This is a genomic window from Paenibacillus sp. FW507-14B1B (genome assembly GCF_058781425.1).
The window spans coordinates 597,338-611,881 of sequence record NZ_JBYSWS010000002.1; the positions used below are offsets into that span (position 1 = coordinate 597,338).

5 protein-coding genes are annotated in these 14,544 nt (G+C 43.7%); all 5 read right to left on the reverse strand.

Translation table 11 applies throughout. The annotated features are described in order from the left end of the window. Nucleotides 1-20 precede the first annotated feature (20 nt). The 5 genes from fabD to AC3WJJ_RS10980 all read right to left on the reverse strand — a co-directional run bounded on the left by fabD (nucleotide 21) and on the right by AC3WJJ_RS10980 (nucleotide 14,140). A complete protein-coding gene (gene fabD / locus AC3WJJ_RS10960) occupies nucleotides 21-1,304 on the reverse strand; it encodes an ACP S-malonyltransferase (RefSeq protein ID WP_492540486.1) in 1,284 nt (427 codons plus the stop codon). A gap of 14 nt (nucleotides 1,305-1,318) precedes the next feature. After that, the gene (locus AC3WJJ_RS10965; RefSeq protein ID WP_492540488.1) at nucleotides 1,319-5,143 is read right to left on the reverse strand and encodes a non-ribosomal peptide synthetase; all 3,825 of its coding nucleotides are present in this window, start codon (nucleotides 5,141-5,143) and stop codon (nucleotides 1,319-1,321) included. A 48-nt stretch (nucleotides 5,144-5,191) separates the two neighbouring features. Beyond that, on the reverse strand, nucleotides 5,192-8,305 hold the full coding sequence (locus AC3WJJ_RS10970) for a cyclic peptide export ABC transporter (protein WP_492540490.1): 3,114 nt from the start codon (nucleotides 8,303-8,305) through the stop codon (nucleotides 5,192-5,194). Next, entirely contained in the window at nucleotides 8,298-9,542 is a 1,245-nt protein-coding gene (locus AC3WJJ_RS10975) for a macrolide family glycosyltransferase (RefSeq protein WP_492540491.1), read from the reverse strand. Before AC3WJJ_RS10975 ends, AC3WJJ_RS10970 begins: the two co-directional genes overlap by 8 nt. A 62-nt stretch (nucleotides 9,543-9,604) precedes the next feature. Further along, nucleotides 9,605-14,140 carry an amino acid adenylation domain-containing protein gene (locus tag AC3WJJ_RS10980; protein WP_492540493.1) on the reverse strand — a complete coding sequence of 1,512 codons (4,536 nt, stop codon included), beginning with the start codon at nucleotides 14,138-14,140 and terminating at the stop codon, nucleotides 9,605-9,607. Nucleotides 14,141-14,544: the final 404 nt, after the last annotated feature.

A 14,544-nucleotide genomic window follows, 5' to 3' on the forward strand; every position in this document is an offset into this window, starting at 1 on the left:
CAGATCACCTCCACACATCATCAAGTCATCACCCGTGAATCAGGCAAGAATTCTGGAAATAGTGCTTCTGTTCCGGTCTTTCTCAAAATATCTGCAAATCGCTCTTGCTGCTCTTGTTCCGGTACCATTTTCGTATCTAGCATCTGCTTTAGCCTTTCAAGTGCCTCCTGCATCTCAGCCTTAGTAGGAAGTGCCCCGCTCTCATCCAGTCGTTCCTGAAGTCGCTCGACTTCCCGATAAGGAAGAACGAAGCCTTGGTGATAAGCATCTAAGTCCCAATTCCGATTGCGTGTACATACAGCAGCGGCAAGGCATTTTGTCACTACATTATTAGAAGCTTTTTGCCTTGCTTGTTCCATCCTGTCAGCTTCCAGCTCTTTCTGAAGCAAGTCTAGCTCTACTGCTGATTCATAGGGATAACAGACAATAGACTTGGCATCCGTTCGGATAAACTGTGTTAGCACTTGCTTCGCGCCTAGCTCAGCTGCCATACTAACGCCCTGCTCCACTAAAAGTTTCATTGTCCAATCCCAGCGAACAGGAGCGGTAAGCTGCTTCGTCAAATAAGAGACAATCTGATCTGGTGAATCATATGGTTTCCCTGTGACGTTAGACACCACGGACCACTTAAATGGACTATAGGTATAAGCAGCTAGTTCTTCTTGAAAACGAATCGCCGCTGTCTTCATTAGTGGACTATGAAAAGGCGCACTCACTTTCAAAAATGCGATACGTGCTCCAAAAGATTCAAGCTCTCGGGCCGCCCCTTCAACGGCACTGCGATGTCCGGAGATAACCAGCTGTCCGGAAGTATTGTAATTGGAGATCACCACCTCTTGCTGCTTAGCGATAGAAGCCTGTCTACATGCCTCTTCTACACGCCTTGGATCACTCCCCATCACGGCACACATCGCTCCAATTCCCTCAGCTGCCGCCTCCTGCATGAGTTGACCTCGACGTCTTACAAGCTTAAGCGCATCGTGAAATGTCATCGCACCCGCACATGTCAGTGCGGAGAATTCTCCCAGACTATGGCCTGCAGAAACAACCGGTTCTACACCAATCTCCTCCATGTATACACGGAAGGCTGCAATACTTACGGTAAGGAGTGCGGGCTGTGCGTTCTCGGTTCGTGTCAATTCCTCGGCGCTCCCATGTGTAATAAGCGCTTGAAGATCGAAATGAAGTACATCATTGGCCTCAGCGAATACCTCTCTTGCTGCTGCCGATCGATTCAGTAAATCTTGCCCCATCCCGATGTACTGAGAGCCTTGACCTGGAAATAAAAGCGCGAGCTTTATCAATTGTTACCTCCTCCTCACGACATCACGCGGTTTGCAGTCAGCTGGATTAGCAGATCAACATACCCACTAGCGAGCATTCGAACCGCCTCTTCTTTGATGCGTTTGTCGTTAAATTTGATTGAAATAGATAACTGACTTTCATCAACATGATCTTCTATTCCAAAGGCCATATCGTATATTTCAAGCCAAGATGCTCCGACATCAAGATCTTGCAGACCATAAATAAGGGGGAGTACTTCATCTGCTGCCTTTTGAACATGTGTCGATGAAATATGATCTAATCGGTAAGCATTCAATCGATTCACTCGGCATCGGTTCACATACTGAAACAGCTCATCAAATCCATTCATCTTCATAAAATCAATCGGTATAGGCACGGCCTGTTCACCCTCCGCCAGCAAACAATGAATTGCAGCAAGTGACTGATCATTCCATTCACGAAACATAAACAGCACCATACCTGTTAACAGATCAAGTGTTTCAACGTTGTGGTCCGAGGCAATTCCGGCAATAACCTCTCTATGATGAGACTTTAGATTAAATCGTACGACTCCTCTTCCATGCCCGTTCAAATTCTGATGAAAAAAGGTTGTTGGAAGCATTTGATATACTTGCCACGTAGCTCGCTCGTCTTGCTTCCCTGTGCCCTTCTTATCATCAACCCATCTGGCTAATTTCGATATGGTTGTATAGGTGAAGAGATCAACGATCTCAATCCCAAATCCATATTCTTTCTCAAGCTTGGCATGGAGCTGCATAAGCAGAATCGAGTTACCACCAAGATCAAAGAAATGCTCATGAAGCCCAATGTCCTCTACTTTAAGCACATCCTGCCACACACGCCGGATCTGTAGTTCAGACTCACTAACAGCTCCCCATTCAATACTTGCTGCATCATCGATCACTGTTAATCTATCTGTGATCTGCAGCAGTGCATGTCGATCTAACTTACCGTTCGGCGTCTTAGGAACCTTATCAATACGGTAGAAAAAGCTTGGGATCATGTAAGATGGTAGGCTACCAGTCAATGTATCCCGTAGTTCATTCTCAGTTATGTCTCGATTGACCTTAATATAAGCCGCAAGCGACATCATCCCATGTTCATTTAAATTCGTAAGCACAATCGCTTCATCAACAGCTAAAATCTCAAGCAAATGATGCTCGATCTCCCCTGGCTCCACCCGGTAGCCTCGGATTTTCACCTGTTGATCATTTCTGCCTACATAAAGCAGGCTCCCATCTGATCGCCAAAGTCCAATGTCGCCTGTACGGTACATGCGTATATGTGCATCAAACGGATCGCAAGTAAAATGTCGCTGCGTTAGCTCATCTCGATTCAGATAACCTCTCGCTACACCCGCTCCGGCAATACAAATCTCCCCTGCAACCCCTACGGGTAGCGGATGTCCGTAACCATCAAGCACATATACACGGTAATTCAATATGGGTTTCCCGATGGGTATGCTCATTCGAGAGGCATATTCCGGCAAGCATCGATGGTATGTTGCACATACTGTCGCTTCAGTCGGTCCATAGGTGTTGTATACCTCTGCTCTCTTATGCAGCTCCGACATATACTCCGCTTTAAGGACATCCCCACCACTGATAAAGATTCGAACACTGTCCATACCGGATTGCTTGTTCAGTTCATTCATAAGCAGCGGGGAGCATGAGACAATCGTGACTTGATGACAATCGATTAATTGGACAAGTCTAGGCATGTCGATCACATCTGTCCTGCGAGCAATTACAATCTGTCCCCCCGCAAACAATACCGGATAGACTTCCTCTACAAACTGATCAAAAGAACATGATGCCTGCTGTAAAAAGGTATCTGTATCTGTTAAATGAAACTCATGCTGAAAGGCATCCGCATAAGCCAGCAAGTTGCGATGTTCAACAACTACACCTTTCGGCGTACCTGTTGAGCCTGAAGTGTACAGGATATATGCGGTATCACTCGGTTTATGTGAAGGAATAACAGCATGAACCTTGGATGTATCTAAATCCGACATCATCTTCTCTAAGCACAAGGTAGTACCATTAAACTCAATCGTATCTGGAATCACTGGATCATCCGTTACCATGATTCTCGCCTTGCAATCAAGGAGAATCTGATTAATACGAGCTGGGGCATAATCATAATCAATGGGCACATAAGCTGCACCTGATTTGAGCACCGCTAGCATCGCAATAATGAGTCGCTCAGATCGCTCTAGCCATAAGGCCACAGGTTCATCATTGCTGATACCAAGAGTGTTAATCTGATTCGCAAGCTGGTCAGCCCTCTCGTTCATTTCTTGATAGGTATAACTGTGTTCGCCACATACTACAGCTATAGCGTGGGGCGAGTCCTTAGCCTTTTTCTCGAACCGACGATGCACAAGTTCTTCTAGGCAGGACTCATGTGGTGCCGAAAATTCATGGGATGAAATACGCTTGTTAAACGAAGTTTCTATCTCATTCATTTCCTCTGCCGTCAAAAGACCAAGCTCACAGATCTTCATCTCTGTTTTACTGCACATTTGCATAACAATCTGTTTAAAGTGACCTGCTAGTCGGGTAATCATTGCTTCGGTGAACGATAATGGATCATACGCAAAATCTATTATCATTTCGCCAGACTCTAAAGCCTGAACACCGATCGTCAGCCCATAGTGAGTAGATTCGGCCATCTCATATCGTTCAATTCCCAAGCTTCCCACTTGCCTGATGCTCGTATCGAGTGGGTAATTCTCCACGACCATAATAGAGTTAAACAAAGGTTCATGAGAATCAGCACCACAGTAACTGTTCATATCCACGAGAGGGGTTAGCTCATAGTCAACACGACGCTTAAGCTTCTCGTTAACCGATTGGATCAACTGCCTGACCGATTCATCTCCTGACCAGCAAATACGCAGTGGAATGGTATTTATAAATAAACCGATCATTTCTTCCATTCCAGGAAGCTCTGGAGTTCTCCCCGACACTGTTGTACCGAATAGTACATCCTCAGCTCGACAGTATCGCCCTAGGACTAATCCCCATGCAGTATACAAATACGCGGCAAGCGTCAACTCGTGATGCTGAGTGTAGTGAGTAATAGCTTCTACCTCTTGAATGGAGAGTGCCAGAGCATGTGAACTCGTTGACTGTCCTGAAGCATTTTCTATATACAGCTCTCTTGGTTCGGTCAGATGCGTACGTTCCTCCCACCCTTGAAATTCCTGCTCCCAATACTGCCGCTGCAAAGCTCTATCTTGACGATGCAACAACTGTACGAACTGTTTAAATGGGGTCTTTCCAACTTTTCTTAAAGGTCTATGGTTCTCTTCAACCACAGCCTGATGTGCCTGCATAAACTCTTTAATAAGCAAGCCATTACTCCAACCATCGAACAAAATATGATGCCACGTAATAATCATCTCGCAAGAGTCATAATCGATAAGACATAGTGAAATCCGCATCGGCTCCACTTCGAGATCGAGATCTTGCGAACGATCATTGACTTTTAATTCAGCAATCAACGCCTCTGCTTGTTTAACCGAATAACTAGAGTAATCCAATACTGCAATTGGAATATCTTTATCTTTCAACACAATTTGAACAGGCTTATCGAGCTGATCCCAACGGTACACGGTCTTGAGAACATCATTTGCGTTTACAACCTGCTTCCATGCTCCTCGAATAGTTTCAACCGAGAAGAGACCAGACAATCGAACTGAAAACTGCTGAGTATAGTGGTCATGATTCTTATCGCTTCGGTAATGAAACAACAAGCCCTCCTGCATGGGCGTTAATGCTACGATATCTTCCACATTGGCCTTGTCCAATTTGGGTGAACGATTTTCTCTCATTTCGTTTCCTCCTCAACTTGCTGGAAGTAGATCGTTTCAACTCTTTGTCTAATAAACAATAGCCGCTTTACCTTGACCATCCTCAATCTGATCCACCTTCACGACCTGGCCCAGATCCATCTTGATCACTTGATCTGCCATATGGAAATAACGGTCATCATGTGTAATTGCAATAATGCATTTCCCTCTTTGTTTCAGCTCAGGCAGCAAGGTGTCATAGAAGAAAGCTCGATATTCTGGATCTTGGTCCGCTGCCCATTCATCAAACAAGCAGATTGGACGATCCTCAAGATAACTAATGAGCAACGCCAGCCGCTTACGTTGTCCTGTTGATAGCTTGGTTGTATTGAGCGAGCCATCACGAATTTCAACTTTATCCTGTAGATGGAGTACATTGAGATAATGTTCAATTTCGGATTGCTTAGCATCATGAGGAACACCATAGAGTTTTTTGAATAAATAAAAGTCACTGAATATGGCAGAAAACTGCTCACTTAGCTCTTGTGTCGAAACATGATCGCCGTTCATCGTAATTGAGCCTTGAACGGGTTCATAGAGTCCAGTTATTAACTTCGCCAAAGTTGATTTTCCACTACCGTTACCGCCAGTTATAAACGTAATCTGACCTGCTCGGAATGAGCAGTCGATAGGCCCAACAGCGAAGTGTTCTCCTTCTTGATTGCCGTAGTGATATTCAACAGATTGCAGTTTAAGCTCTGTTGTTTCGGTCTTCTCCAAACTAGATGCAACCTGATGCTTCACTTCTTGAATTGAGTCCAGCTCACGCGACAGTTCATTAATTCGGTTCCAGCTGATACGAACGCGGAATATATTCGGGATTGTTCCCAAGATGCCATGCACAGGACCTGTCATATACAGAAGCACGAATACATAGTTGCGTAGCGTACCTACTTTCAGATCGGTGAATAGCAGCGGGAACAAGAAGACCACTGCACCAATGACGAATGTAAACAGCAACTCACCAATTACATTTACATTCGCGAATTTCAAGTCGCCCCCGATACGTTTCTCACGATACGCATGGCAGTTATCCTGCATATCTTTCTTGAAATCCTCACGCTTGTTATGATTCAAGCTTAGTTCCTTGAACCCGCCTGTGAGGTCATGAATAAAGCGGAAAAACACATTTTGAATATCACGCATTTGCTCCCATAACCGATTCGCTTTCAAGCCTGTAAAGTAATGAATGCCTGCAGCTACTACAATAAAGCAGATTGCCATGACCACTCCCATGGGACTAATCATGCCCATATAGACAAAGCAACTGATTAAAGTAACTAGGCTTGTAGCTCCCGTAATCACAATATTGGAGAATCCACTGATCGTTTCCGTGTCATTATTAAGCGAAGCTGGTATTTTACCATCTTCAATGCCTTCTACTTTTTGATACGAAGTATTGAGAATTTTGCCAAGCAGCTCCATCCGTTTCTCGTAAACCATGTCATTGGCAATGCGTACGAGTCTTGTTCGAACAAGCTTCTGTCCAAATACATAAATCGCAATACCAAGTACAAAGTAAAGCAGCATACCGCTCTGGAATTGATCAAGATCTCGGTTTAGCGTCTCATTCACAATAAAAATAATAAGTGCATTACCGAATCCGCTTGCTACGCTAAGCAGTGTTATTGCAAAGAAAGAACGATCATCTGACTTCGGGAATACAGTCGTAAAGAGGAAGTACAATCCGAACAAGCAGATCGCAGCGAACAAGGAAAATACGGCATAGATTAAGGTGTTAGGCGCCCAGACCTGGACGAAGTCCCAGTTCACTCCCCAGAAGAGTGTATCTGGGATTTGATACAGGCAATAAGCAAGGCCTACCATGAATAAGCTAAAAATCATGAACCCCATAATTGTCGTTGAGTGACGACCTACATAATGTCGATTTTTCCGAAAGGCCTGCCATACCGCTTTCCCTGTCAGCCATAAGACCAACAACAGCACCGGCACCGTCAAGAGAAGCACCACAGAAGAAATAGCATCGATGCTCTTGTACATATCACCTGCAGGCTCAATCACTTCTTGGCCGACAAGCATATTCATGATGCCTTGCGCTGCTGCTCCCGAATAGGGAGAGTTCATATTAGCAAGAACCGCGACACCGTAACCATCGGTTGGACGAATGACAAAATAACTCGAGTAATTGGGATTGCCCCCCGCATGAGCCAGCATGCCAGTTCCATCCTGATACACGCTCCAGCCCGCTGCGTAGGAAGAACCATCAGAGGATGGAGCTACAGAGCGGTCAGGTTCATGAGATCGAGCTAGCCATCTCTCAAAATCTCGGGCTTCAACTGTTCCCATTTGGATTTTGAGCCACTTTGCTATATCTACGGCATTCGAAATGATATAACCGGCAGGTGTGTTTCCTCTATACATTGGAGCATCGTAGGCAGCTGGTCTTAACATGCTGAGCTTATACCCTACGGCCATGTCACCACGTGCAGCATCCTCACGAAACATATATGTCTGTTCCAATTTCAGTGGGTCTAAGACATTCTGTTCGACATAAGCCTCATACGACATACCAGAGACCTGCTGAATAATAAGAGCGAGTACATCGTAATTAATCGTCGCGTATTCGTATTTCTCCCCGGGCTCGTGATTAAGCTTTTGCCCGATTTGAGTCCGAACCGTTCTCTCCAGCGCCAGCTCATCATCGGCCACTGGAATGTCCCGAATGCTATGGAATGGAATTCCACTCGTATGATGAAGTAAATGTTTGACTCGAATATCGGCTGGCTTCCCTTTATAGGTGGTGTTGAACCACGGAAGGTACTTCGTAACAGAATCTTCTAGATTCACGAGCCCCTGATCTTCTAATTGAATCAGTGACAAAGCCGTGAAGGCCTTACTTGTTGAACCAAGCTCAAATAATGTCTCTGGCAAAACCGGCACATCGTTGTCTGTATCTGCATATCCGAATCCTTTTTGATAGACCGTCTCTTCCCCTTGTACAATGACCACGGACATGCCAGGAATCTTCGACTTGTCCATCATATCCTCGATATAGGTATCAATATCATTTGTGGTGGTCAATCCAATCGAAAGGGGCGAAGCTGCCAAACTGCCTATGGGTGTACTCATTAGAAAAACAGCCATAAGGCCAATCAATAACAGCAACCGTGTAATTTTACTCATGGCACACCTTCTGCTTCCCGAATTGAATAATTTTTTGTACCGCGAAATCCATGCCACCTGCGGCCTTAAACGAATGCCTGATACGCTCGCAATTATCTTGATAAAGAGGCTTCTCTAGCACCTGCTCTACCGCCTCGCTCAATTGTTCTTTTGTAGGAAGTGGATCTCGTAGATATATCCCCGTTCCAGAACGTTCAACCATCAATGCTCCCATAAACTCATCAAACACCTGAGGCATGACAATCATAGGTACTGCGCTGCACAAAGACTCGTAGATGCTATTCGCCCCACCATGGGTGATAAAAGCGTCAGCTCTATTGAGTAGCTTAAGTTGAGGAACATAGGACTGAACAATGAAATTGTCTGGTACCGGACCTAAGCATGAAAGATCTGTTTCCATGCCAAGGGACATAACGACCTGATACTTGGAATCACCCAATACATCAAAACATATCTGATAAAGCTCAGACAGATTATGTAGGATGGTCCCAAAAGCTATATAGATCAGCGGTCTATCATCCAATGCCTCAAAGGGAAAATCTGTAGATTCCACTCTTGGATAGAGCTCATAACCGCAGAACACATGCGTATCGTCAAATACTTCCTCATACACTTGAAACTCCCGGGAGCTAAACACCAAATTAAGCTGCTCTTTACTACAAAAGATGTCATTCATAACATTCATCGCAGGCTTACCATATTTGGCCCCAATAACACGGGAGAGCTTGTCCATCAGCTTACGATATACATCATGCTGTCCCTTATGCCGGAGATAAAGGGGGTCCTCCGATGCAAGCAGCACATACTCCATGAAAAATGCAGGGTCTTTCTGCGCCATCTCATCGATAAAGGGAAAGTTTGCGAACAAGGAGATTCCCGGTATTTGAAGCTCTGCTGCCAGCTCTTTTCCCCATAAGCAAAAGCTGTCATGAATGATATAATCCGGCTGTAATTCACAGACTTCATCACGCAAAGCCTCAACGATGGACCTGCATTTGTCCATAATAAAATCCGCAAATACGAGCAGTGTCTCCATGCCTGTACCGTTATGTCTCCCAAAACTTAGTAGACCTTGATAGCTGCGAAAAATAGCACCCGTTTGCTCAATTTTTTCACGGAAAGGCTCACTACAATAGTAATAAACCTCCTCGCCATTCTCACAAAGCTTATGGATCAAGCCAAGTGTCGGATTCACATGCCCATGCAAATCAACACCGAAGAACACGACTCTAGACATATTGAATGCCCCCTTTTTTATCCCAGATCACGTACTTCCATTCATCTCTTGAAGTCATCTTGCTAGAAAAATAAACTGTCGAGATCCTCCTGAGATAACTTAGCAGCTTCAAAGTCTGAAGGAGTGTATTCCTTTACTTGATTCCCTGAACAATGGTTCAAGATCAACATAAGCGCTTTTTTATAGGAGTTCGTAAATCTCTCTATTGTCTCGTCTTCGAATCGAGTTCTGCTATAAGTGATACTAAACTGCAAGGATTGATTAACGACCATTGCCTGAATGTCTAGCAAGCAAGTTAGCTCATGTTGTCTACTCGTATCGAGTCCGCTACTTTCTGGAGCTAATGCGAACCAAGGGTTATCCCAAGCACCATCAAAGTCACCCAGAAAATTAAATCGAACAAGCGTCCTAGGATCATACTCTTTAGATAGCCTTCCTCTCGACTGAAGGATGCCAAAGCCAATGCCTTGCATAGGAATTGAGCGAATCTGCTCTTTTACCCCTTTAACAAGGGAAGCCATATTCGAACTACCACCCGCTTCATTAACCGGATAAGTAATCTTTACGGGATACATGCTCGTGAACCAGCCTATAGTTCGAGAAAGATCAAGTTCCTCTACTGGCTCTCGTCCATGTGATTCCAATTCGATAACCTGCTCATGGATATGGAAGCTCTCATATATCGCTTGGGCCAAGGCTGCAACGAGCAATTCCAATGGCTTCGTCCCATACGCTTGATGGCATTCATATAATAAACGGCTCGTCTCATCAGACGTAAATTTATGCTCCGCCTTATGAGTACTACTCATCAACGCGACTCCATCACTACAATCTGCAGGGATTGGATGGATTGCAGCAATGATCTCTTCCCAATATCGTTGTTCCTGTTCGGTAACTGAACATCTTGATGATGCGCTAGACCACATCTGTAAGGATGCTGTTTTAGAAGGAAGCAGGTACATTTCTCCACGTGAGTAGCTGCTGAGCGATTCTGCTAGATCCTCCAGCAAGATGCGCCACGAGACACCATCAATGACTAGGTGATGAGCTGTAATTAACAGTCTCTTTCCCTTCGGTCCAAGATCAAATAGGCAACCTCCAATCAAACATGTATCTCGTAAGTGAAATTGCGCCTTTAAGGTCTCACCTATTTCAGTCATGCGCTCCTGCTGCCTAGGATACTCAAATTCGGCTAAAGAAACGGATTGAAACAGCATCATTCGATCTGCTTGATTATGATATTCAAGCTCTTGGGTATCCATATTGCACTGCAATCGTAAACCGTCATGGTGCTCAATCAAACGTAGCAACATCATTCTTGCGATGTCAGCTTCAATATCAGCTTTTAACTCAAGGAGTACGGACTGATGATAGTAGGCTGGCTGCTCAAACTGCTGTTCGAAGAACCAAGATACAATCGGCCATGATGCAACCTTTCCTACACAGCGCTCTTGAGAATAGGTGTGTCCGTGGTTCATAGATTCCAGCCTACGCGCCATCTGCTCGATGATTGGATATTCCAGAATATCTCTGACCTTAAGCGAATATCCCATTCGATTCATTCTTGAAGAAACTTGGATCGCTTTAATCGAGTCTCCGCCTAATTCATAAAAATGATCATGAACACTCACCACATCAAGCTGCAAAACACCAGAAATCACTTCAATTAAACATTCTTCATCACGACTTAGCGATCCAGCATGATTGTGTTCCCGCGCTAAAGCTAAATCCGGCTCAGGAAGAAGCGCTCGATTCACTTTTCCATTAATCGTAAGCGGAATTTCATCCAGTTCTATAAATGCTGAAGGCACCATAAAAGCTGGGAGTGTATGAGATAAATATTGCTTTAATTCATTCATATCTACTGATGATTGTTTCACAATATAAGCACATAGATATTTTCCGAGTCTCTCATTTTCTCGATCCATAACAAATGCATCTAAGACTGCCTCATGCAGGGTGATAGACTTCTCAATCTCCCCGGTCTCAATACGATATCCTCGTATTTTCACTTGATGATCCACACGACCAACGTATTCAAGCTTGCCATCTGGAAGACGTTTTACGAGATCACCTGTACGGTACATCCGAGTACCCGGTACGAATGGATTATCTAGAAATCTCTCCTGAGTCAACTCTTTACGGTGCAAATATCCTCTAGCCACCCCATCCCCGGCAATATACAGCTCTCCAATTGCACCGGGTAAAACAGGATTGTGATCCTGATCTAGGATATACAGCATGACGTTATCCGCTGGAATACCAATAGGTACAGATACTCGTGTATCTTCAAGAGGATTAAACTTATGAATCATGCACCCCACCACGGTCTCGGTTGGGCCATATTCATTGTAAATTTCGATGGCTCCTCCAAATGAATCGGTGATCTCTCTAGCTAGACTTGTCTTCAGATCTTCACCACCAACAATAAAACGTTTTACGGAAGATTGTGAATTGTCACACTCTTTGAGCAGTGCTAAATGTGCTGGGGTCAGCTTCACGATGGTGGAAGCATTGTCTCGCATAATTCGATATAGAATAAATTCATCTCCGTTATCTCGATAAACTATAATTCTTCCACCGCTTATGAGTGGCGTGAATATGGAGGTTACCGTGAGATCAAAGGCAAGTGAAGAATACAGCGGGAATGTAGGTGTAGAATCACGAACATAGACTTTTTTTGCCCACCAAATGTAATTCGTTAGGCCTCTATGTTCAATCATTGCACCTTTGGGCCGTCCCGTTGAACCCGAAGTATATATGATATAAGCTAGGTCACTAGGTTCATGAATATGACCAACATTGGAGGAATCGAAATCATATTCATGAAGTAAAAGATTATCGTAGATTAGAATCTCGCCTAAATACTCGTTAAGAGCCGTATCGGGTATATTTGTGATTACAAGCTTGGCTCCTGAGTCCTCCAGCATATAGCGAATTCGTTCCTCAGGATAGGCTGGGTCAATCGGCAGATACGTTCCACCTGCCTTCATCACCGCAAGAATGGTAACGACTGCTTCAATCGAATGCTGCATCCATAATCCGACGATTGTCTCTCGTGTAATCCCTTTTTGGATCAAGTAATGTGCTAACCGATTGGCTTGCTCATTTAACTGTTGATATGTCCATTGATTCTGATCATGCGAAATAGCGATAAGATTCGGATGTCGTCTAACTTGTTTCTCAAACAGCTGTAATACGGTTTTATCCTCGGGATAAGGCGTGTCCGTTAGATTATAGTCAATCAATTCACGGCGTTGTTCCGCAGGTGTTAGTAGACTAATACTTGTTATTGCTGACTGAGGTTTATCTAACATCTGTTCGATAATAAGTAACAACCTTCGAGACAGTTCCTCTATCTGCTCCGCCTGATACGCATCTAGCCGGTAATCATAATCTAGCGTTAACCCTCCATCAGCAGACCAATGTTTAATCACGATCTGGAGTTCGTATAGCTGATGCCCATTATAAAACTCTACATTCTCTACGGGGCTACCATTGAAGCTGGTTTGAAGCTTCGTATTGTAATAATTAATGCTGGTTTGAAACAGCTGATCATAGCCTTTCCTCTTCAGCTCAAGTTCCTGCGTAAGTAAATCATATGGGTAACGTTGGTGATAATAGCATTCCATCAAGCCTTTTTGAACAGATTGTATAGCATCGTCCAATGTCTCTTCAGCATTCACCTCGTATCGGAATGGCATAGTGCTAGTGAACATTCCATACATCGACTTTTCCTTTTTGCCGGAACGATTTAATACAGGTGTTCCAACAACCTGATCACGCTGCTGTGTCGTCTTGTATGTGTAAATGAAATAGGCTAGTAAAAAGAACGTATTCAATGATACTCCTGATTTCTCTGCCCATGATTGAATCCGGTGGGATAGGGCTGTATCGAGCTGTACCGTATACCTTCTTCCTTCTGTGTTACGAATAGCTGCTTGAGTTACGCTCTCGGGAATGGTTTGGAACTTATCATGCCAATATTGCTTGCTCTTCAAGAATCTAGGTGAGGTTGTATAAGTCTGTGCCTGATTCACATACTCGAGATATGAAGGAGGTTCGAATGACATATCAATGGACTTGCCATCCAGAAGCTGAGTATAGAAGTTCGCAATCTGTGAGGTTGTTAATAGGTTTGACCAGCCATCTGAGATCATATGATGACTCTTTACTAGGTAGCCGTTATCCTCGTCTGATAGGCGAAACATAGCGAAGTAGTACAGCTTGGAATTCACTAACGGAATTGGCTTCCTTGCCTCACTATGCACCCAAGACCAGAAAGCAGCCTCAGGCTCAGGTTCATTTGAAAAATCAAAGTAAGGAAGAGTTATCTTCTCAAAGGGACTAACCCTTTGTACCATTTCGCCATCACATTCAGTAAGTTGAATTCGAAGCCCTTCATGAAGTTGAATAAAAGCATGAATTGCTTGCTCCAGTAAGCCAAAATCAATTACACCTTTAATTCGAACAGGGCCGCCAATATTCGCCATGGATGTGCCAGGAAAAATCTGCTCCATATACCATATGCGTTTCTGAGCATGGATCAATGGATAAGTGACATCGTCGAGCGCTTGAACCGATGTCATTACACTCATGTGAAATTCCTCCCATATATTAAATTAGATGGATATATCTTTGTCCAAATCTAGAGTATAAGGTTCAAATGTGAGATCGATAGAAGTATAGATGGAGAAGATCCGAATAAATATTGCGGGAAATGATGTTGGGTAGATTCTTGAAGGGGGAGAAATTTATTATCCATAAAATAAGCAAAGGATTAGAAACATAATGGTTTAACAGCCTTAATCTACCAAATATTATTATAATAAGTCAATGTGACTATTGGATTATATTGTAAGTAAATATTGTCGATATACGTCGATATACGTTGGATTTTAAGAATTTTAATCGATAACAATGATAAAAAACACAGTATTTCTTACATTTAATCATGAATTATTATAAAAAGTTTGATAAATTGTAACATTTTCCAAGTAAA